Raw genomic sequence first — 21,915 nt, 5'->3', positions numbered from 1 at the left:
GTCCACAAGCAGACCACCGTCGACGAGTAGACCACCGTCCACGAGCAGGCCACCGTCGATGAGCGGGCCGCCTTCAGCCGGCAGGCCGACAGCGACCAGAAGCGGGCCGGCGGTGGGCGGACCGGCGGCCGCGCACCTGCGGATCGGTCAGAGCGCCGTCCCCGACCCGTTGCTCATCGGTGGGCAGGCCGTCTACACGGTGACCGTCACCAACGCCGGGCAATCGGCCGCCGAGGCCGTGACCATCACCGGCGCTCTCGACGAGCACGTGTCCCCCGGCCCGCTCCCCGACGGCTGCGACCTCACCGGCCGGACCATCACCTGCGGCGGACCAGCCCTGACGATCCCGGCGGGCCGGAGCGTGACCCGTTCGTTCCCTGTCGTGATCGACTCCGGGCTCTCCGACGGAACCGCGCTCACCAGCCGGGCCGAGGTCACCGCGTCGGGCGCGCAGGGCGACTCCTCCCAGTTGGTCACCGAGGCCAGAGCGGCCGGGGCCGACGTCACGATCACCAAGGCGGCGACGCTCACCGCCGACGGCGCCATCGCCTATGCGGTGACGGTCGTCAACGAGGGGCTCACGCCGGCTGCCGACGTGACGGTGCGCCATCCGGCGGTCGGCGGGGCCATGATCGCCGATCGCCCGGCGGAGTGCCCGGGAGCCGGTCCGGCACTCGTCTGCCCCCTCGGCACGCTCGCGCCGCGCGAGAGCAGGACGTTCATGTTCACGCTTGCGCCCGGCGAGCCCGGACTGGTCGAGAACTGCGCCACGGTCAGCGCCGTGGGCGACGAGGCGAACACCGCGAACAACCGCGCCTGCACGTCCACCGCCATCGAGCCGCAACGGGCATCCGCGCCGGCGAGCGCGCCGTCGCCGGACGACCCCACCCCGGCCGAGGAGCCCTCCGAGGAGAAGGGCCGGTCCCGCGCGGGGCCCGGGCACGAGCCGCGCGACGCCGCCCCGGGCGAGCGGGTGGAGCCGCACGAGCACCGTACGGCCGAGCGGGATCGGGAGCGGACGCCGCGCGCCCAGCGGCTCGACGACGGGCAGCCGCTCCCCATGACCGGCGTGTCGATCTGGATGCTCGGTCTCGGGACGGCGGTGCTGCTGGCGGTCGGCCTGCTCGTCCGTTATTTCTCCCGCCGCGACCGGGTCAGCGGGATGCCCTGACTCCAGCCGCTGCGCGGCGCCAGCGCGTCGCGCGTCCACGTACCGAGCACCAGGAGCGTCTTCGTGCCCGTCACGTCGCCGGCCCTGCGCAGCCGGTCGATCACCTGCTGGAGGTGCCCGAGGTCGCGCACCCGTACGTGGATCAGCGCGTCGGGGTCGCCGGCGATCGTGAAGACCTCCTGCACCTCGGGCACGTCGGTGGCGGTGCGGACGATCTCGCTGACCGGGGTGGTGCCGGGGTAGCGCAGCTCCGTGAACGCCTCGATGCCCCATCCGAGCTTGGCGTAGTCGATCTGGACGGTGAACCCCGTGATCACGCCCAGGTCCCTGAGCCGGTCGACGCGCCGTTTGACGGCGGCCACCGACAGGCCGACCCGCTCGGCCATCTCGGAGAACGTCCTGCGCCCGTCCTCCCGCAGCAGGCGCAGCACCTGGTGGTCGATGTCGTCGACGTCCGGCATGCGAGAGACCTTCCCTTCGGCGCAAACAAATTCGGCCATCGGTCGAGTCACCGTACATTGTTTGCGTCTTGTGAGCGCCTTCTCATCCCATACTTGCGCATAGTGTGCCCACATTGCTGTGCTGGGAATCCCACGTACGAAGCCAGGAGGTCGCATGAGCCCCAGCGAGACTCCCGCCCCCGTGTCACTCGACGACAAGTACGCGGCGCCCGACGGCCGGGTGCTCATCTCCGGCGTCCAGGCCCTGGTGCGCCTGACGCTGGAGCAGCGCAGGCTCGACCGGGCGCGCGGGCTGGACACGCGGGCGTTCGTGTCCGGCTACCAGGGATCCCCGCTGGGCGGTGTGGACCTGGAGATGGGGCGGGCGGCGCGCTTCCTGGACGACATGGGCGTGGTGTTCAAGCCGGGACTGAACGAGGAGCTCGCGGCCACGGCGGTGGCCGGCACTCAGCTGCTCGACCAGGTGCCGGGCCGCCGCCACGAGGGTGTGACGGGCTTCTGGTACGGCAAGAACCCCGGCCTCGACCGGGCCGCCGACGCCATCAGACACGCCAACACGGCGGGAACGGCCCCGCTCGGCGGCGCGGTGGCCTGGATCGGCGACGACCCCGGCTGTAAGTCGTCCACGCTGCCCAGCTCCTGTGAGCCGATGTGCCAGAGCCTGGCCATGCCGCTGCTCGCGCCCGGGTCGGTCGCCGAGATCATCGAGTTCGGGCTGCACGCGGTGGCCCTGTCGCGCGCGACGGGGCTCTGGGCCGGGCTGAAGATCGTGGCCGACATCGCCGACGCCTCCGCCACCGTCGACCTGGGCCCGCTGCGCGAGCACATCCCGGCCCCCGACCGCGCGGCCCGCGCGTCGTCCCCGATCCTGCTGGGCGCGGCGGCGCTGGACGCGGAGCACGACCTGCTGACCCGCCGTCTCGACCTGGCCCGCGCGTACGCCCGCACCCACCGGCTCAACCGGGTGATGTCGGGTGAGGGCAACACGGCGCTGGGGATCGTCGCGTCCGGCACGACGTACGCTGTGGTGCTGCGGGCGCTGGCCGACCTGGGGCTCGACCGGCCCGCCCTCGACGACGCCGGGCTGCGGCTGATCCGGCTCGCGATGCCGTTCCCGCTCGACCACGCCGAGCTGGCCGCCATGACGTGCGACCTCGACCGCGTGCTCGTCGTCGAGGACAAGGTGCCGTTCCTGGAGGGGCAGCTCAAACAGGCCCTGTACGGCCGCGACCGGGTACCCGCCGTGCTGGGCAGGGAACTGCTGACGGCCCGCGGCACCCTGGGCGCGGAGGACGTCGCCAAGGCCCTGCTCGCGTGCCTGGACCCCGACCGCCTGCCCCGCCCCGCCGTCACCCTCGGCCCTGACCAGGCAGGGGGCGCGCCGAAGAAGTCGCGCCCCCTGCTTCCCCTGGTCGCCGCGCGCACCCCGTACTTCTGCTCGGGCTGCCCGCACAACACCTCCACCCGCACCTCCGACGGGACGCTCGTCGGCGTCGGCATCGGCTGCCACGCGATGATCGCGCTGGACGGGCACGGGCGCGGCACCCAGGTCGGCATCACCCAGATGGGCGGCGAGGGCGCGCAGTGGATCGGGCTGACGCCGTTCACCGATGACCGGCACTTCGTGCAGAACCTCGGCGACGGCACCTTCCACCACTCCGGTTCGCTGGCGATCAGGGCAGCGGTGGCCGCCGGGGTGACGATGACGTACAAGCTGCTCTACAACGACGCCGTGGCCATGACCGGCGGGCAACGCGCGGAGGGCCGGCTCGACGTGCCGACGCTTACGCGGGAGCTGGAGCTGGAGGGCGTACGCCGCGTCGTGGTCACCACGCCGGAGCCGGAGACGTACCGCGGGGTGCGGCTGGCTCCGATCGCGTCCGTACGGCACCGCGACGACCTGCCCGAGGTGGAGAAGGAGCTGGCCGCGCTCGACGGCGTGACGGTGCTCATTCACGACGACCGGTGCGCCGCCGAGGAGCGGCGACTGCGTAAACGCGGCAAACTGCCCACGCCCACCGAGAAGGTCGTCATCAACGAGCGGGTCTGCGAGGGCTGCGGCGACTGCGGCGACGTCTCGACGTGCCTGTCCGTGCAGCCGGTCGAGACCGAGTACGGCCGCAAGACCCGCATCCACCAGGCGTCCTGCAACACCGACCTGAGCTGCCTCAAGGGCGACTGCCCGTCCTTCCTGCTGGTCGAGCCGGGCACCAAGCGGCCACGCCAGGCCCCTCCCCTGCCCGCCGAGCCGCCCGAGCCCGCCGTACGGGTGGGCGACGACGCGCTCATCAGGATGCCCGGCATCGGCGGCACCGGCGTCGTCACCGTCTCCCAGATCCTGCAGATGGCGGCCCACCTCGACGGCCTGCACACGGCCGGCCTCGAACAGACGGGGCTGGCGCAGAAGGGCGGGCCCGTGGTCAGCGACGTGCGGATCTCCCCGCGCCCGCTCGTGGGCTCCGTGCGCGCCACGCACCGCACGGCCGACGTGCTCATCGGCTTCGACCTGCTGGGCGCGGCGGCCGACGCCAACCTGGCCGTGTCCGCGCCCGAACGTACCATCGCCGTGCTGAACACCTCCGTCGTCCCCACCGCCGCCATGGTGACCGGCCGCGCTCCGGTGCCCGGGCACGCCGGCGCGGTCGCCCGCGTCGTGCCGGCCGTCAAGGCCGTCGAGTGCGTGGCCGCCCACGAACTGGCCGACGTGCTGTTCGGTGACCATATGCCGGCCAACCTGCTGCTGCTCGGCGCCGCCTACCAGCTCGGCTGCCTGCCGGTCTCGGCCGCGTCCATCGAGCGGGCCATCACCCTCAACAGGGCCTCCGTCGAACAGAATCTCGCCGCCTTCCGCTGGGGCCGCACCGCCGTGTCCGACCCGGCGGCCGTACGCGAGATCATGGCGCCCCCGCCGGTGCCCGAAGGGTTCGACGAGGTGGTGGCCGCCCGTGCCGCCGACCTGACCGGCTACCAGAACGCCACGTACGCCCGTACGTACACGGAGGACGTGCGCCGGGTGCGCGCCGCCGCGGTCGAGCGCGCCGGGGAGCAGGCCGGCGCCGAGATCGCCCTCGCCTACGCCCGCGGCCTGCACAAGCTCATGGCCTACAAGGACGAGTACGAGGTGGCCCGCCTCCACCTCGACCCGGCCGAGCAGGAGCGGCGCGAGCGGGAGTTCGGCGCGGACGCGACCGTGTCCGTGCTCCTGCACCCGCCGGTCTTCCGCGCGATGGGCATGAAACGCAAGCTCAGGCTCCGCCGCTCGGCCCCCGTGCTCTTCCGCGGGCTGCGGGCCGCGCGGGTGCTGCGCGGGACGGCGCTCGACCTGTTCGGCCAGGCCAAGGTACGCCGCGTCGAACGCGAGCTCGTCACCGAATACCGTGACCTCGTGCGCGCCGCCCTGACCCGCCTCACCCCCGGCACCGCCGCCGCCGTCACCGAGATCGCGGGCCTGCCCGACCTGATCCGCGGGTACGAGGACATCAAGCTCGCCCGGGTCGCCGAATTCCGCGAGCGCGCCAGGACCGCACTGGCGCGGCTGGACGAGCCCGCCCCGTCGACCCAGGAGTGACCGTGACCGTCGACCGCCTGCTTCCCGACCAGGACGCCAAGGACCTCATCGACCTGACGCGCGAGATCGCCGACAAGGAGCTCGCGCGCCGGGTGGACGAGCACGAACGCGCCGAGACCTACCCCGACGGGCTGTTCGCCACGCTGGGCGGCGCGGGCCTGCTCGGGCTGCCGTACCCGGAGGAGCTGGGGGGCGGCGGGCAGCCGTACGAGGTCTATCTGCAGGTGATCGAGGAGCTGGCCACGCGGTGGGCGGCCGTCGCGGTCGCCACCAGCGTGCACACCCTCGCCTGCTTCCCCGTCTTCGCCTACGGCACCCCCGAGCAGCGCGAACGGTGGCTGCCCGACATGCTGGCAGGACGGATCGTCGGCGGCTACAGCCTGTCGGAGCCGCAGGCCGGATCCGACGCCGGCGCCCTGACCTGCAAGGCCGAACGGGTCGAGGACGGCTACCGCATCACCGGCAACAAGGCGTGGATCACCCATGGCGGCATCGCCGACTTCTACGCCCTGTTCGCCCGCACCGGCGAAGGATCACGCGGCATCTCCTGCTTCCTCGCGCCCGGCACGGCCGACGGGCTGACGTTCGGGCGGCCCGAGGAGAAGATGGGACTGCACGCGGTGCCCACCACCAGCGCCCACTGGGACGGCGCCGTCCTGGAGCCCGACCGGCTGATCGGCGAGGAGGGGCAGGGGCTGCAGATCGCCTTCAGCGCCCTCGACTCCGGCCGGCTCGGCATCGCAGCCTGCGCCACCGGCCTCGCCCAGGCCGCGCTCGACGAGGCCGTCGCCTACGCCAAGGAACGCCAGACCTTCGGCAAGCGCATCATCGACCACCAGGGCCTCGGGTTCCTGCTCGCCGACATGGCGGCCGGGGTGGACAGCGCGCGGGCGACGTACCTCGACGCGGCCCGCCGCCGCGACGCGGGGCTGCCGTACAGCCGGCAGGCGAGCGTCGCCAAGCTGGTCGCCACGGACGCGGCGATGAAGGTGACGACGGACGCGGTGCAGGTGTTCGGCGGGTACGGGTACACGCGGGAGTTCCGGGTCGAGCGGTACATGCGCGAAGCCAAGATCATGCAGATCTTCGAGGGCACCAACCAGATCCAGCGCCTGGTCATCAGCCGGCACTTGGCCAAGTAGCGTCTGACATGCGAAAACCCCGCGTCCCTGTGCTGGGAGGCGGGGCCCTTCGTGTGGGTTCGGGCTCTGGAGCGGGCCGCGCCGTCACGGACACGCTCAGAGGAACGGGACCAGGTACTGAGGCGGTTCGCCCAGGAGTGCGGCCAGTTCGTCCTCAGCGACGGTGAGGGGGAGGGGCGAGCCTGGTCGCTCCGGGTTCCATCCCTCTGCGAGAGCTCGCCGGACGCATCCGGCGACGAGCACCGGACGGATCGCGATCGCCCGCTCCCCCAGCCAGTTGTCCGGTCGGGCGCAGGGAAGCGACACCACGAGACCGCCGCCCGGATCCCCGGCTCGCTCGACGGCGAAGCGGAGCGGGGTCCACCCGTTGCCCTGGCAGTACGTCGGCTTGTCGCGGACCCGCCAGCGGAAGACGGCGCCATCGACGGTGATGAGCCGCGAGCCCTTCTTCGGCATCGCCACGTGCGCCTCCAAGCTTCCCTCTTGCATCGCCGTTCCGTGGGAACACCGGAGCCAGCGGAGAGGGCCGCCCGCGAGCGTAACCGTCGCTCACCGACGTGATCGAACGGTTTTCGCCGCCTGCCGGTTCAGGCGGTGGCGAAGCGGGTGAGCACCGCCTCCGGGCGGACGGAGGGCAGGGCGCGGCGGAAGACCCGGTAGTAGGCCAGTTCCTCCTTCGTACGCAGGTCGACGCCGCTCTCCTTGACCGTCGCGGCCAGTTCGCCGTCGTCCACGCGCCCGTCGAAGTGGGGCGTGAGCAGGTCCTGTGCCCCGCTGCCCGTGCCGAACTGCACCTTGCGCCGCCACAGCAGCCGTTCGGGCAGCCAGCCGGTGAACGCGCGGCGCAGGTGTCCCTTCTCCATGCCGTCGGGCTCCAGCGACTTCAGCTCGGACGGCAGGGACATCGCGTGCGCGATGACGTCGGCGTCGAGGAACGGTACGCGGGCCTCCAGGCCGTGTGCCATGGTGACGCGGTCGCAGCGCTGGAGGTTGAGCCCGTGGAGCCGGCCGAGGGTGCGCCTGAGTTCGAGCTCCAGCCGCCCGGGTTCGGCGTGGCCGCGGTGGTAGTAGTCGTAGCCGGCGAACAGTTCGTCGGCCCCCTCCCCGGTGAGCACCGCCTTGACGTGCCGGGACGCCAGTTCGGACAGGAACCAGTTCGGTACGGCGCTGCGGATCAGGCTGGCGTCGAACGACTCCACCGAGGCCACCACCTGGTCCACGACGGAGATGGCCCGGCCGGCGTCGAGGAGGGTCTCGTGGTGTTCGGTGCCGAGGTGCTCTGCCACCTCGCGGGCCGCCAGCAGGTCGGGCGAGCCGGGGGTGCCGACGGCGAACGTCTTCAGCCGTTCGCCCCGTGAGCCGTACTCCGCGGCGGCGACGGCCGCGACGATGCTGGAGTCGAGCCCACCGGACAGGAACACGCCGACGTCCACGTCGGCCATCAGGTGCCGGACGACCGAGTCGGCCAGCACCTCGCGGGTGGCCGACTCGGCGTCGGCGGCGGGGACGCCGTCCCACCGGTGTGCCGGGCCGCGTGGCACGGCTTCGGCGAAGCGCACCAGGCCCGTTTCCGGCGTCCAGTAGCACCCGGGAGGGAAGGCCTCGGTGGCGGCCTGCACCTCGGGCGGGAAGGCCCGTAGTTCGGAGGCGAAGTGCACGCCCTCCGCGGTGCGCGCCCAGTACAGGGGCTTGATGCCGAGCGGGTCGCGGGCGGCGACGAACCTGCCGTCGGGCGCGGCGGCGCACAGCGCCCACATCCCCTGGAGCCGGTCGAACGCGTCGGGCCCGCACACGTGCAGCAGCACGAGCGCCGACTCACTGTCGGACGAGGTGGCGAACCGTTCCCGGCCGAGGCTCTCGCGGATGTCCGTGTGGTTGTAGATCTCGCCGTTGCAGACCAGGGACCAGCCGCCGGGTGAGTTGAGCGGCTGCCTCCCCCCTGCGAGGTCGACGATGGACAGCCGGTTGTGCCCGAGCCACGCGCGTTCTCCGACGAGCCGGTGGTCCTTGTCGTCCGGGCCGCGGTGCGTGATGCGTGAGAGCATCCATTCGCCCGCGGCGCGGGTATGGAGTGGGTCGGTTCCGGCCTGTTCCTGGTAAAGAGCCGCTATGCCGCACATGACTCGAACGTATCCTCGACCGACAGTCATCGACAAATCACCCCGAGTGCGATGGCATGGCGGAGGCGGCCGGATGTTCCCCGCCTTCCGTAAACTGAGGGTGTGTCCCCCGCACTGGTCCTGCTCGACGGCGTCCGCTGGCGGGGTTCGCGTGTCGTCGGCGACCGGGCGCACACCCTGCTGGCCGTGCTCGCCCTGCACGGGCGCGCGGGGGCCGGTGACGAGCGCCTGGTCGAGGAGTTGTGGCCCGACGACGCGCCGGCCAACCCGACGAAGGCGCTGCAGGTGGTCGTCTCGCGGACCAGGGCGGCGACCAGCGCCGACGTCGTGGTGCGGGTCCCACGCGGATACCGGCTGGGACTGCCCGCCGATCAGGTGGACGCGCTGCGGCTCGGCACGCTGGTGGAGCACGCACGTGCCGCGCTGCGCGACGACGACATGGCGCTCGCGATCGGCCGCGCGGAAGAAGCCATGATCCTCGCGGCAGGCGGCGCGGACGACGCCACGGGCCTCGCGGCAGGCGGCGCGAACGGCGCCACAGGCCACGCGGGCGGCAATGTGGACGGCGCCACAGGCCACGCGGGCGCGCTCGCCGAGCTGCGGGAGGTCGCGGCGTCGCAGGTGGTCGAGGCGCGGCGGGTGGCGGCCATGGCGCGGGGCAGGAGCGGCGCACACGAGGCCGCCCTGCCGCTGCTGGAGGAGGCCGCGGCGGATCGGCCGCACGACGAGGAGCTGCTGGCCTGCCTGCTGCGCAGCGAGGCCGCCGTACGCGGCGCCGCCGCCGCTCTGGAGCGTTACGAGCGCTATCGCGCGGGCCTGGTCGCGCGGCTCGGCACCGAGCCGGGGCCCGAGCTCGCCCGCGTGTACGCCGAACTCGTCGCCGCGGATCGGCCGGTGCGTGCCGGCATCCAGTACGACAGCTCCTCGCTGCTCGGCCGCGACGGCGACATCAGCGCGGTGCACGCCCTGCTGCAGACCCATCGCGTGGTCTCCATCGTCGGCCCCGGCGGGCTGGGCAAGACGCGGCTGGCCCATGTCGCGGGCAGGAACGCCGCGCAGCCCGTCGCTCACTTCGTCGAGCTCGTCGGCGTCTCCTCGCCGGAGGGCGTGGTGGGCGAGGTGGGCTCGGCACTCGGGGTGCGCGACTCGGTCAGCGGCCGCCGCGCCATGACCGCGCGGCAACGCTCCGACGTCCGCGCCCGGATCGCCCAGTATCTCGACCAGGCTCCCGCGCTGCTGATCCTGGACAACTGCGAGCACGTGATCGAGGCCGTCGCGGATCTGGTGGCGTTCCTGACCGTGACGACCCGCGACCTGCGGGTGCTCGTCACCTCGCGCGCCCCCTTGTCGATCCCCGCGGAGCGGGTCTACCTCCTCGGCGAGCTGCCCACGGGCGACGCGGTGGAGTTGTTCCGCCAGCGCGCCACCGCCTCCCGCCCGGACGTGCGGCTCGACGAGGGCGCGGTCGAGAAGGTCGTCGCCCGCCTCGACGGGCTGCCGCTGGCGATCGAGCTGGCCGCGGCCAAGGTGCGGGTCATGTCGGTCGAGGACATCGCGCGCCGTCTGGCGGACCGCTTCGCCCTGTTGCGCGGCGGGAACCGTACGGCGCCCGACCGGCACCGGACTCTGCTCGCCGTCATCGACTGGTCGTGGAACCTGCTGGGCGAGCCCGAACGGCGGGCGCTGCGCTGGTTGTCGTTGTTCGGCGACGGTTTCACGCTGGCCGCGGCCGAGCACGTCCTCGGACCTGACGCCCTGCCCGCCGTCGACGCGCTGACCGAGCAGTCGATGCTGAGCGTCCGCGAGACGGCGTACGGCCTGCGCTACCGGATGCTGGAGACCGTCAGGGAGTTCGGGCGGATGCGCCTGAAGGAGGCCGGCGAGCAGGCGTCCGCGCGGGCGGCGCAGCGGGCCTGGGCGACCGCGTACGCCGGCGAACACGCCGAGACGTTGTTCGGCCCGGCGCAGTTCGCGGCGGCCGACGCGCTGCGGGCCGAGGAGGGCAACCTCGCCGATCTGCTCCGGCAGGCGCTCGGCGAGTCCGATCCGGCCACGACGGTGGAGCTGCTGGTCGGCGTCGGTGCGCTGTGGTCGATCCGCGGCGACCACGCCAGAATCCTGGTGCATTTCGACTCGATCACGGACACGGTCGCCGGCTGGGCGCCGCCGCCGCACCTCGTGGAGGTGACCAGGGCCGCGTTGCTGATCACCCTCATGAACGTCATGGTCGTCGCGGGCCACCGCAGCGATCCGCTGCGCGACCTGCTGAGCAGCCTGCCCATCGGCGACGGGACGGACCGCCGCCTGGCGGCGGCGACCACCGTGGTGCTGACGACGTGGGACATCGCCGGCGGCGCCGACGTGCGTCAGCGGCTGGAGAAACTGTGCCGCAGCGCCGACCGTGAAGTGGCCGTGGCGGCGTGGCAGGCGAGCGTGCACGTCCTGGAGAACGCGGGCGAGGTGACCGGGGCGGTCGAGGCCGCCGAACAGACCCTGGCGCTGCTCGACGGGAACGCCGACGGGCCGTACCTCTCCGCGGCGATGCGTGCCGTGCTGGCCAGCCTGCTCATGCAGCTCGGCGACCGACGGCGGGCGGTGGGGCACGCGCGGACCGCCATCCCGGTCATGAGCAGGCTCGGCGCCACCGACGACGAGACCCAGCTCCGCGCGTTGCTGCTGGTCGCCGCGCTCGCCGACGGCGATCTCGCCACCGCGCAGGACGAGCTCGCCGGGATCGTCCGGATCAACGACAACGAGGCGGTGCTCGGCGGGGTGGCGCTCCTCTCGTTGTGCGCCGCCGAGATCGCCATCGCCCGCGGCGAGACGGCCGCCGCGCTCGCGGACTACCGCCGGGCCGTCCAGCGGGCGCGCGACCTGCGGCTGCCCGGGGCCACGCGCGCCGAGATCACACCATGGATGGTCATGGCGGAGTCGGTCGGCCTGACGGCGTACGCGTACCACGCCTCACCGGACGACGTGCGCTACGGCGAGGAGCTGTTCTCCACCGTTCGGGGCCACGACCTGCTGGCCGTGGGCAACCCCGTCATCGACTTCCCGCTGTGCGGCTCGATGCTCTTCGCGCTGGGCGCCTGGGGGCTGCTGCGGGAGGCCATGGCCCCCGGCGAGGCGATCCCGCTGCTGGTGCTGGCCGAGCGGTTCGCCTACAACCGCAGCATGCCGAGCATGGCCTTCGAGCGGATCGAACCGTACGCCGAGCGGGCCGCGCCCGGGGTGCTCGCCGCCGTGCGGGCCGACTACGGCGGCCGGCACGGCGCCGACCTGCTGGACGAGGCCCGCAGGCGCGTCGGTCAGGGCCCCGGCCGTGACGGCGCAGGGTCACATGTGCCGTTTGTAGCTGCGTACGGACAGCGGCGCGAAGATCGCGATGACGACCAGGCACGCCACGAGCGTCCAGGCCACCTCCCCGCTGACGAGGGCGTTGTTGGCGAGGTCGCGGGCGGCCGTGACGAGGTGTGAGACCGGGTTCACCCGGACGAACGCGGCCAGCCAGCCGGGCAGGGTCTCGACGGGGACGAACGCGTTCGACAGGAACGTCAGCGGGAACAAGATCATCATGGAGATGCCCTGCACGGCCTGGGCGCTCCTCGCGATCGTGCCGACCCACGTGAAGACCCACGCCAGCGACCAGCCCGTGACGATCGCCAGCAGGATGGCGGCGAACACGCCCGCCGCTCCGCCGCCCGGACGGTAGCCCATCACCAGGCCCATGCCGAAGGTCAGCGTGGCCGCGATCGTGTAGCGCAGCAGGTCGGCCACCATCGGCCCGGCGAGCGGCGCGATCCGGGCGATCGGCAGCGACTTGAACCGGTCGAAGACGCCCTTCTCCAGGTCCTCGCGCAGTTGCGTGCCGGTGGCCATGCACGTCGTCAGCACGGTCTGGGCGAGAATGCCGGGGATCATCAGGGGGAGGTAGCTCTCCACGTCGCCGGAGATGGCGCCGCCGAAGATGAAGGCGAACATGGCGGTGAACAGGATGGGCTGCAGCGCCACGTCGAAGAACTGCTCCGGGTTGCGGACCATCTTCTTGAACGCCCGCCAGGCCATCGTCAACGTCTGGTCGAGCGTCTCGCCGACGGTGACGCGCCGCCGGGCGGCCGCCACGCGGTCGGCGGCGCTGACCGTCCCGGGGGCGGGAGCAATCGTGGTGCTCATCGGTCCTCCTCCGTCCCATGGCCGGTGAGGGCGAGGAACACCTCGTCCAGGCTGGGCTTTGCCACGCTCACCGAGGAGATCGACACCCCGGCGGTACGCATCGCGATCAGCACTTCGCCGGCCAGGTCGGCCTGGTCGAGCGCGACGTTGAGCCGGCCCCGCTCCGGGCTGAGCACCGGGTCGACGCCGAGGACGCGCCGCACGACCTCCGCGGCGGCGGGCACCTCGTCCGGCTCGGCGAGCAGCAACTGGAGGGTGGAGTCGCCGACCGCGGTCTTCAGCTCGTCCGGAGTGCCTTCGGCGACCTTGCGGCCGTGGTCGATGACGGCGACCCGGTCGGCGAGCTGGTCGGCCTCGTCCAGGTACTGCGTGGTCAGCAGCACCGTGCAGCCCTGGGCGACCAGGCCGCGGATGGTGTCCCACATCTGGCCGCGCGTACGGGGGTCGAGTCCCGTGGTCGGCTCGTCGAGGAAAATCAGTGGTGGCCGGCTGATCAGGCTGGCCGCCAGGTCGAGGCGCCTGCGCATGCCGCCGGAGAAGTGGGCGATCGCCTTGTCGGCGGCCTCCTCCAGGCCGAACTGGCCGAGCAGCTCGGCGGCGATGCGCCGGGCGCGCGGGGCGGCGATGCCCTGGAGGCGGCTGAAGAGCCAGAGGTTCTCGCGGGCCGTCAGGTTCTCGTCGACCGAGGCGTACTGACCGGTGACGCCGACCAGTTGGCGGATCACGTGCGGGTCGCCGGCCACGTCGACCCCGAAGATCTTGGCACGGCCCGCGTCGATCGGCAACAGGGTGGCCAGCATCCGCAACATGGTGGTCTTGCCGGCACCGTTCGGGCCGAGCACGCCGAAGACCTCGCCGGGGCGTACGTCCAGGTCGATCCCGTCGACGGCGCGCTGCCCGCCGAACGTCTTCGCCAGTCCGCGCGCGTGTACGGCCTGGCCGGTGGCCCCGCCAGGGGCCGGGCCGCCGTCGGTGCGGCCGAGTTCTGTGATGCTCATGCCCTCACTCTCGGCGGCGCCGGTTTCACGGCACCCTCGACCGGGTTTCACCCGGACCGGGAGCGTGGAAGGCGCCGCCGTGAACGCTACGCCTCAGCGCATTCCGGGGCCGTGCCCGGCTGCACCCGCACCTGCGGCGACCTGCGGAACTCGGCCGGCACCTCGCCCCGGCCCTCGCACAACACCGTGCTCTCGCCCGCCCGGTTGGTCAGGACCACCTGGCAGCCGTCGAGCGGCTGGTTGTCGAACGTGGCGATCTTGCGCGACGGCTGGTACTGCCTCTGGGGCTGGCAGGCGCCGTAGGCGTAGCGGAAGGTCTCGCCTCCGCCGTCGGATCCTGCGCGGGGGGCGGCGTGCGCCGGGATCGTCGCGACCGTCGTCCCCGTCAGGCAGGTCAGCGCCGCCCCGGTGAGTAGTGCTCTCATCGTCGATCTCATGGCGCTCAGTCTCGTCACCGCCACGCGGGCCCCTCCAGGGACCACGTCCGGACTTGTCACAGATATGGCGCACGGCGGGACATCCGGTTACGCGCTCTCGGGGGGCTGGGGCGGGGCGTAGGGAGGAAGTCCGAGACGGGTGCGGATGGCCTGCTGGACCGTCGTCTTGCCGGCGCGGGCGTCGATCGTCATGACGTACTCCTTGCGCCGGAACAGCTCCACCACCGGGTCGATCTTGGTGTGGTAGTCGCGCAGCCGCTTGGCCAGGGCCTCCGGGGTGTCGTCGGCACGGGTGACGAGCTCGCCCCCGCACACGTCGCAGCGCCCCTCGGTCGAGGGCCGGTGGGCGATCAGGTTGTAGTCCATGCCGCAGCGCGAGCACAGCCGCCGGGCCAGGACGCGCCGGCGCACCTCGTCGTCGGGCAGGTCGAGGTGGATCACCCCGTCGAGGTCGTAGCTCTCCAGGAAGAACTCCGCCTGGCGGCGGTTGCGCGGGAAACCGTCGATGATGAACCCGTAGTTCCAGTCGTGCAGTTGGAGCCGGTCGCTGACGACGTCCTCCACCAGGTCGTCGCCCACCAGCTCGCCGGCCGCGACGAGGCGGCGCACCTGGGCGCCGAGCTTGGTGTGGTTCTTGACGTGCCAGCGGAAGATGTCGCCGACACTGATGTGCACGAGATCGAGGTCGGCGGCGAGCAGGGCGCTCTGGGTGCCCTTGCCGCTCCCCTGCACTCCCATGATCACATATTTCCGCATACGTAGATTTCCCGATGCTTGACGGACCGGTTGCGTCTATTGTCAGCCGGATCGAGCGCCTTCGGAGAAGGTGGGTGCATGCGTACGCTACCCGTGTTCCTGTCGCTGCTGTCAGGATTGCTCATGGTCTCGACGTCCGCCACAACGTCCGCCACAACGTCCGCCGCCGCTGCGGCGGGCGCGGCGGCGAGACCGGCGGAGGTCGCCCCCGACGTCGTCTTCCAGCGGGCCGACTTCACCACCGGCACGCCCGAGGGCACGACGGCAGGCGACGGACTGGCGTTCGGCTCGGCCGCCGGCACCGTCCGCTACACCGACGCGCTCGGCACCAGAACGTGGGAATACGCTCGCTGGACGGGCCCAGAGCGGGGCGTCGGCTTCCCCGCCACCGAGCTGATCGCCTCCTGGACGGCGGACGTCCCGCCGGGCTCGTGGATGCAGGTCGAGACGCGGGCCAGGAACGCCGAGGGCCTCACGAAGTGGTATTCACTGGGCCGGTGGGCCTACACGGAGGGCGACATCCGCCGCACGTCGGTGCCGGACCAGGGCGACGGCGACGCGTCGGTGGCGGTGGACACCCTGGTCGCGGCGTCCGGCAAACCCATGACCGCCTACCAGCTGCGGCTGACCCTCTACCGTGCGCCCGGCTCCCCGGTGACGCCTCGGGTGCGCACATCCGGCGTCATGGCCTCCGACGTGCCCAGGCGCGCGACGGTGCCGGTCAGCCCCGGCGGCGCCGCGTGGGGCACCGAGCTGGACGTGCCGCGCCGCTCCCAGAACGTGCACCAGGGCCACTACCCCGAGTGGGACGGCGGCGGCGAGGCATGGTGCAGCCCCACCTCGACCACCATGGTCCTCGGATACTGGGACAAATGGCCGAGCGCCCAGGACGTGTCCTGGGTCGACCCCTCCGATCCCAACCCTGAGGTCGACTACGCCGCCCGCTACACCTACGACCACGCGTACGAGGGCGCGGGCAACTGGCCGTTCAACACCGCCTACGCGGGGCGGTACGCGATGGACGGGTTCGTCACCCGGCTGCGCTCGCTGACCGAGCTCGAACTGCTGATCAAGGCGGGCATCCCGGTCGTCACCTCGCAGTCGTTCAAGGCAAGCGAGTTGCCCGGCGCCGGCTACGGCACCAACGGGCACCTCATGGTTGTCGTCGGCTTCACCTCCGACGGCGACGTGATCGCCAACGACCCGGCCTCCTCCGGCAACTCCGCCGTACGCCGGGTCTATCCGCGGGCGAACTTCGAGAACGTGTGGCTGCGCAGTTCGAGCAGCGGCGGCGTGGCGTACGTCATCCACCCGCCCGGCCACGCGCTGCCCGCCACGACTCCCGGGCTGCCCGCCAACTGGTGACGGCCGACTCGACGACGAGCGGAGACCTGCGTAACCTAACCACCGTGACAGGCGGGCCAGCCCGCCCGTCACCCGCGTTACAACACCGATCGGGGGTCGTCCGGTGAGCTGATGTCGCTGCGCACGGCACCCTCGACAACCGTGCCCGACCCATCTCCCCAATGCCGTGGAGCGCCGGATGACCGAGGACGATGCTGCGACGCTTGAGAAGCTCCGGCTGGTGTGGCCTCCACGGCGAAGCGGTCCGTCCCTGCTGCTGTCGGACGAAGGCGCCCGCGTGCTGGTCGCGGGCACGGGCGCGCACCACGCGCCGTCGCGGCTGCCGCAGGTTCCCGCCGTGCCGCCGACCGTCAACGACGTCGCCCAGTGCCTGGTGGAGCGGGCAGGGCTGGCGTCGTCCGGCCTGAACGTCCTGCTGGACCCGGCGGCCCCCGCCAACCTGGGCGAGTCGCTGGAGCGGGCGGCGCGCGAGGCCACGTCCGTGCTGATGTTCCACTTCGTCGGGCACGCCGTCCTCGGGCCCGACGACGAGCTGCACCTGGCGACGCGGGCCACCGTCGACCTCGGCGAGGGGGTGCCCGGCTACCAGGCGCTGCCCTTCTCCGCGGTGCGCGACATCCTGTCCTCCTCGCGGGCGGGGCTCACCGTCGTGGTCCTCGACTGCTGCTTCACCGGCGCGGGCCGGCCGGTGCCGGCGAAGGCGCTGGAAAAGGCGATGGAGAAGGCGGTCGACACCCCCTGGCCGGGCGCCTACGTGCTCGCGTCGTCCGCCGTGGACGAGAACTCGTGGGCGCTGCCCGGCGTCCGGCACACGGCGCTCAGCGGCGCGCTGCTGCGGCTGCTGAACGAAGGCGACCCCGCGGGGCCGCACGACTTAACCCTCGACCACGCCCATCACTACCTGACCCGCGTGCTGCGCGAAGGCGGGTTCCCCCGGCCGCGCTGCCAGGCCGTCGCCCTGGGCGAACGCCCGCCGCTCGCGCTCAACCCCGCCGAGACGGCGCACCGCCCCCCTTCCGGCCCGCCGATCGCCTCGCCCGGCGACCTGTCCAGCCCCTACCGTGGTCTCGTCCCCTACGCGGCCGAGCAGGCCGAGCTGTTCTTCGGCCGGGAGAGCGCGACGAGGTCGCTGGCCACGCGGGTGCGGCAGGCCCTGCGGGAGGATCCTCCGCCCGTCGTCGTCGGCTCGCAGGCGTTCGAGGCCGGCGGGCCGCTCATCGTGACCGGCGCGTCGGGCTGCGGGAAGTCGTCGCTGCTGCGGGCCGGGCTGATCCCGGCCATGCGGCGCGACCTCGGCGACGAGCTGTCGTGCGTCGTGCTGACGCCCGGTGCGCAGCCGATCGCGGCGCTGGCGCGCGAGCTGGCGGCGTTCGGCGGCGGCCCGCCCGAGCGGCTGCGCGGGATCATCGAGTCCGATCCCAGCGCGGCACGGCGGGCTCTCACCGGCGCCAAGGGGCGCACGCTGGTGGTGGTCGACCAGTTCGAGGAGCTGTTCATCGCCTGCGCCGACGAGCGGACCCGGCGCCGGTTCGTCGCGGCGCTCGCCGAGACGGCCAGGAAGGCCGCCGTCGTGATCGCCGTGCGCGCCGACTTCTTCGGGCGTTGCGCTCCCTATTCGGCCCTGCTGGAGGCCATGAAGCGGCCCGAGGTCGTACCACCCATGACGGGGGCGGAACTGCGCACGGCGATCGAGCAGCCCGCCCTGAGCTCCGGGCTCTCGCTGGAGTCCGGGCTCACCGACCTCATCCTGGAGGACCTCCAGGCGAACGCCGACGCGCTCGAACGGTCGGGCGGCCCCCTGCCGCTGCTCTCCCACGCCCTGCTGGCCACCTGGCAGCGGCGCTCCGGCGGCATGCTGACCATGGCCGGCTACCGCTCGGCCGGCGGGGTCACCGGGGCGCTGGCGATGAGCGCCGAGGACACCCTGCGCGGGCTGGGTTCGGAGTTCGAGCCGATGGCGCGCGACCTGCTGATCCGGCTCGTCCAGGTGGACGAGCGGATCGGCGGTACGAAACGGCGGGTCGCCCTCGCCGAGTTGCTGCCGGGCGACCCGTCGGTGGCCGCGCAGGTGCTGGCCGCGTTCGTCCGCACGCGCCTCGTCACCGTGGACGACGACGAGGCCGAGATCACCCACGAGGCGCTCATCCGGGCCTGGCCCAGGCTCGGCGGCTGGATCGACGCCGGCCGCGCCGGGCTGCTCGTCCAGCGCCGCCTGACCGAGGACGCCCAGCTCTGGCAGCAGCAGGAGCAGGACCCCGCCTACCTCTACGACGCGGGCCGGCTCGCGGCCGCGCTCGCGGCGGTGGGCGGACGTCCCACGGGCCCGGCCGTCCAAGGCCCCACCGCCCGGAGCTCCCTCACCCGGCAACCCATGCCGAGCACGGCGGGCTCAGGAGGCGCCGCGCCGGGCGCTCCCGCCCAGGACGTGATCTCGCCGGTCGAGCGGCAGTTCCTCGACGCGTCGGAGCAGCGGCAGAACCACCGCGCGCAGGTCGCCCGCGCGGTGATCGCCGCCCTCTCGGCGCTCCTGCTCGTGGCCGTGAGCGGCGCCGTGGTGGCGCTCGTGCAACGCGGCCAGGAGAGCGGCCGGGCCACGACGGCCGCCACGCAGCGCGACCAGACCCTGTCGCGCCAAGTCGCCGCCACTGCCGCCCGCCTGCCCGACACGTCGCTCGCTGCGCAGCTCGCGCTCAGCGCCTTCCAGCTCTCGCCCACGCCCGAAGCCCGCGGGGCGCTGCTCGGCACGCTCTCGCGCCCGGCCGGCGCGCGGCTCGTCGGGCACACCGCGCCCGTCCAGCGGGTGGTCTACCGCCCCGACGGCCGCGTGGCCGCCACCGCGTCCAGCGACCTCACGGCCCGGTTGTGGAACGTCGCCGACCCTCTCCGCCCGAAGGCCCTGGGCCTTGTGAAGGGTCACACGGGCAGCGTCGAGGCGGTGGCGTTCAGCACGAACGGGAAGGTCCTCGCCACCGGCTCCACCGACAGGACCGCCCGGCTGTGGGACGTCTCCGACACCGCCAAGCCCGCGAGCATGGCCACGCTCAAGGGGCACAAGGAGCGCGTGTCGTCCGTGGCGTTCAGTCCCAAGGGCACCATCATGGCCACCGCTTCCGCCGACCGCACGGTCCTGCTGTGGGATCTCGCCGACCCGCGCAAGCCCAAGCGCGTGGCCGTGCTCCAGCAGAGCTCCGACATCTCCGAGGTGGCCTTCAGCCCCGACGGCAGCTACATCGCCGTGACGTCGGCCACCGGCGGCGTCGCGCTGCTCGACGTACGCACTCCCGCCAAGCCGACCAGCCTGGCGGTGTTGCCTTCGCAGGACGGCTCGGTCAAAAGCGTGGCGTTCTCCTCCGACGGCGTCTACCTGGCCACCGGCTCCGACACCGGCAAGGTGCACCTGTGGAACGTCACCGCCACCAAGCTCGTCGGCACGGCGAGCGGGCACGGCTCGACGGTCGGCGACGTGGCGTTCAGCCCCGACGGCGGGATCCTGGCCAGTTCCTCCACCGACGGCACCGCGCGCGTGTGGGACCTTTCCAGCCCTAGTTCGCCGCAGTCCGTCGCCACGCTGGAGGGATCAGGCGGCGCTGTCACCGGCGTGGCGTTCAGCCCGAACGGCCAGAACCTCGCCACCTCCGCCGTGGACGGCACGGCCCGCCTGTGGAACGTCGCCAACGCCGCCCGCGTCGCGCCGCGCGCCAGGCTCGCCGGTCACACGTCCACCGTCGGCGGGCTGGCCCTGTCGAAGGACGGCGACACCCTCGCCACCGCCTCCGACGACGAGAGCGTGAAATTGTGGGACGTCTCCGACCCCGCGGTGTCCACACCGCTGTCCACGCTGTCGGGCCACACGGCCGCCGTCGTCGCGGCCTCGTTCGCTCCTGACGGCACGCACCTGGTCACGGCCTCGCTCGACAAGACCGCGCGGTTGTGGGACGTCTCCGAGCCCGCCACGCCGAAGCTCGTGTCGACGATCAAGGGGCACACGGACGGCGTGCGGTCGGCGGCGTACAGCCCTGACGGCAAGAAGGTCGTCACGGCGGGCAAGGACGGCAAGCTCTACCTGTGGGACGTCTCCACGCCCGCCGGCCCCAAGCGGGTGGGGGCGCCGAGCGTGTCCGACGAGATGCTCGACACGGTGGCGTTCCGGCCGGACAGCCGCGTCATCGCGACAGGCTCGCGCTCCTCCCAGGTGCGGCTGTGGGACGTGTCCAAACCCGCGGAGCCGCGCCGGCTGGCCGACTTCCCCGCCCACACGGGCGGCGTGCTCGACGTACGGTTCAGCCCGGACGGCAAGACGCTCGCCACGACCGCCACCGACGGCACGACCCGGCTCTGGGACGTCGCCGGTTCGGGGCAACCGCGACGACTGTCGGTCCTTCCCGGTCACTCCGCCGACGTGACCGGCTCGGCGTTCAACGCGGGCGGCAAGATGCTCGCCACGTCGTCGCGCGACGGCACCATCCGCGTGTGGAACATCGCCGACCGCGCCCGGCCGGTGTTGTGGGCGATGCTCACCGGGTCGGGCTCGGTGAACGACGTCGAGTTCGGCCCCGACGGCACGGTCCTGGCGGGCACCTCCGGCGTCGCGGCCCAGCTGTGGGGGCTGGACGTGGAGCAGGCGCGGGCGAACGTCTGCGAGGCCTCGGGGATGACGATCACCAGGGCCGAGTGGGCCCAATACCTTCCCGGTGTCCCGTACAAAGCGCCCTGCCCGGCCTGATCCGGCGGTCGTCCGGAGCGTGGGAGCAGCCCACCCACCCTCCGGGCTCCTGCTCGGGCGTCGCCTGTCCTAGCCTCGAAGTATGAACAGGGACAACCTGCTCGGCCAGTTCCTGCGTGCCCGGCGCGAGCTGCTCCGGCCGGAAGAGCTGGGCCTGCCGTCCGGCACGCGCCGCCGCGTGGCGGGACTGCGCCGGGAGGAGGTGGCGCAGCTGGCCGGCGTGAGCACCGACTACTACGTACGCCTCGAGCAGGGCCGCGAACGCCACCCGTCCGCGCAGGTCGTCGACGCGCTGGCCCGCGCCCTCGCCCTGGAGGAGGACGCGGCCGCCCATTTGCACCGGCTGGCCGGCCCGGCCGCCGGGCGGCGGCGGCCGGCGCTCCGGCGCGAGCAGGTCAGCCCCCACCTGCTGCGCATGATGCAGGCCTGGCCGCACACGCCGGCGGTGGTGCTGGGCCGCTGCCTGACCGTGCTGGCGGGCAATGCCCTGGGCAGGGCCCTGTTCGCCGGACACGCCCACAGCGGCGACCTGGTGCGGCTGGTGTTCCTCGACGCGGACGCGCGCGAGTTCTACCCCGACTGGGACCGGGTGGCGGTCAACACCGTCGCCGGGCTGCGCGCGGCCGCCGGCGCCGACCTCGACGACCCGCGGCTGGTCGAGGTGGTGGGCGAGCTGTCGCTCAAGAGCGAGACGTTCCGCACGTTGTGGGCCCGCCACGACATCCGCCAGAAGACCCACGAGACCAAACGGTTCCGCCACCCGCTGGTGGGCGCGCTGACGCTCCACTACGAGTCGCTGACCGTGAACAGCGTCCCCGGCCAGCAGCTGGTCGTCTACCAGGCCGACCCGGTCAGCCCCTCTGAGGAGGCGCTGACCCTGCTGGGCAGCCTGACGGCCGAGGAAGAGGTACGCCGCCCGGCACGCCCCGCCGGACGACCGCCCGTCACCGAGGACTGATCCCCCGGCCGGACCACGCGCCCGTTGCTGGGCAGGGCTGGGC

At 72.9% G+C, this 21,915-nt stretch carries 13 protein-coding genes and 1 pseudogene; 7 read left to right on the top strand and 7 right to left on the bottom strand.

The window, feature by feature from the left end:
• The first annotated feature begins 112 nt into the window (after positions 1-112).
• Positions 113-1,171, top strand: a complete 1,059-nt coding sequence (locus tag E1267_RS31870) for a COG1361 family protein (RefSeq protein WP_165959910.1) — start codon at positions 113-115, stop codon at positions 1,169-1,171.
• Here the strand turns inward: E1267_RS31870 and E1267_RS31865 are convergent.
• Positions 1,132-1,632 (bottom strand): Lrp/AsnC family transcriptional regulator, encoded by a 501-nt coding sequence (locus E1267_RS31865; protein WP_132337990.1) that lies wholly within the window; start codon positions 1,630-1,632, stop codon positions 1,132-1,134. The two genes, E1267_RS31870 and E1267_RS31865, sit on opposite strands and share 40 nt — an antisense overlap.
• A 154-nt stretch (positions 1,633-1,786) precedes the next feature.
• On the opposite strand from E1267_RS31865, the gene E1267_RS31860 reads away from it, so the two are divergent.
• Together E1267_RS31860 and E1267_RS31855 are read left to right on the top strand one after the other, a co-directional pair.
• Positions 1,787-5,200 carry an indolepyruvate ferredoxin oxidoreductase family protein gene (locus E1267_RS31860; RefSeq protein ID WP_132337988.1) on the top strand — a complete coding sequence of 1,138 codons (3,414 nt, stop codon included), beginning with the start codon at positions 1,787-1,789 and terminating at the stop codon, positions 5,198-5,200.
• A 2-nt stretch (positions 5,201-5,202) separates the two neighbouring features.
• On the top strand, positions 5,203-6,342 hold the full coding sequence (locus E1267_RS31855) for an acyl-CoA dehydrogenase family protein (protein WP_132337986.1): 1,140 nt from the start codon (positions 5,203-5,205) through the stop codon (positions 6,340-6,342).
• A 96-nt stretch (positions 6,343-6,438) separates the two neighbouring features.
• Here E1267_RS31855 and E1267_RS31850 read toward each other — a convergent pair whose 3' ends face one another.
• On the bottom strand, positions 6,439-6,831 hold the full coding sequence (locus E1267_RS31850; RefSeq protein ID WP_220449772.1) for a hypothetical protein: 393 nt from the start codon (positions 6,829-6,831) through the stop codon (positions 6,439-6,441).
• 98 nt (positions 6,832-6,929) lie between these two features.
• Positions 6,930-8,462 carry an asparagine synthase (glutamine-hydrolyzing) gene (gene asnB / locus E1267_RS31845; RefSeq protein WP_132337984.1) on the bottom strand — a complete coding sequence of 511 codons (1,533 nt, stop codon included), beginning with the start codon at positions 8,460-8,462 and terminating at the stop codon, positions 6,930-6,932.
• Positions 8,463-8,564: 102 nt separating this feature from the next.
• Between asnB and E1267_RS46735 the strand changes: the two are divergent.
• A pseudogene (locus tag E1267_RS46735) lies at positions 8,565-9,776 on the top strand (AfsR/SARP family transcriptional regulator); the annotation flags it as partial.
• 2,022 nt (positions 9,777-11,798) lie between these two features.
• On the opposite strand, the gene E1267_RS31835 reads toward E1267_RS46735, so the two are convergent.
• The 4 genes from E1267_RS31835 to E1267_RS31820 all read right to left on the bottom strand — a co-directional run bounded on the left by E1267_RS31835 (position 11,799) and on the right by E1267_RS31820 (position 14,808).
• Entirely contained in the window at positions 11,799-12,635 is an 837-nt protein-coding gene (locus E1267_RS31835) for an ABC transporter permease (RefSeq protein WP_132337982.1), read from the bottom strand.
• Positions 12,632-13,633 (bottom strand): ATP-binding cassette domain-containing protein, encoded by a 1,002-nt coding sequence (locus E1267_RS31830; RefSeq protein WP_132337980.1) that lies wholly within the window; start codon positions 13,631-13,633, stop codon positions 12,632-12,634. The genes E1267_RS31835 and E1267_RS31830 overlap by 4 nt, the downstream gene beginning before the upstream one ends.
• Positions 13,634-13,719: 86 nt before the next feature.
• Positions 13,720-14,058, bottom strand: a complete 339-nt coding sequence (locus E1267_RS31825) for a hypothetical protein (RefSeq protein WP_165959909.1) — start codon at positions 14,056-14,058, stop codon at positions 13,720-13,722.
• 99 nt (positions 14,059-14,157) lie between these two features.
• Positions 14,158-14,808 carry an adenylate kinase family protein gene (locus E1267_RS31820; protein WP_246064383.1) on the bottom strand — a complete coding sequence of 217 codons (651 nt, stop codon included), beginning with the start codon at positions 14,806-14,808 and terminating at the stop codon, positions 14,158-14,160.
• Between the two features lie 96 nt (positions 14,809-14,904).
• Between E1267_RS31820 and E1267_RS31815 the strand changes: the two genes are divergently transcribed.
• The 3 genes from E1267_RS31815 to E1267_RS31805 all read left to right on the top strand — a co-directional run bounded on the left by E1267_RS31815 (position 14,905) and on the right by E1267_RS31805 (position 21,872).
• Positions 14,905-16,191 (top strand): peptidase C39 family protein, encoded by a 1,287-nt coding sequence (locus E1267_RS31815; protein ID WP_132337974.1) that lies wholly within the window; start codon positions 14,905-14,907, stop codon positions 16,189-16,191.
• Between the two features lie 178 nt (positions 16,192-16,369).
• Entirely contained in the window at positions 16,370-20,914 is a 4,545-nt protein-coding gene (locus E1267_RS31810) for a caspase, EACC1-associated type (protein ID WP_132337972.1), read from the top strand.
• An 82-nt stretch (positions 20,915-20,996) separates the two neighbouring features.
• Positions 20,997-21,872: a helix-turn-helix domain-containing protein gene (locus E1267_RS31805; RefSeq protein ID WP_132337970.1), complete on the top strand. Its 876-nt coding sequence runs from the start codon at positions 20,997-20,999 to the stop codon at positions 21,870-21,872.
• Positions 21,873-21,915: the final 43 nt, after the last annotated feature.

The organism is Nonomuraea longispora (genome assembly GCF_004348345.1).
Taxonomy (GTDB): Bacteria; Actinomycetota; Actinomycetes; order Streptosporangiales; family Streptosporangiaceae; genus Nonomuraea; species Nonomuraea longispora.
Note: the sequence above shows the minus strand (reverse complement) of the source record. Positions and strands in the feature narration are given on the sequence as shown.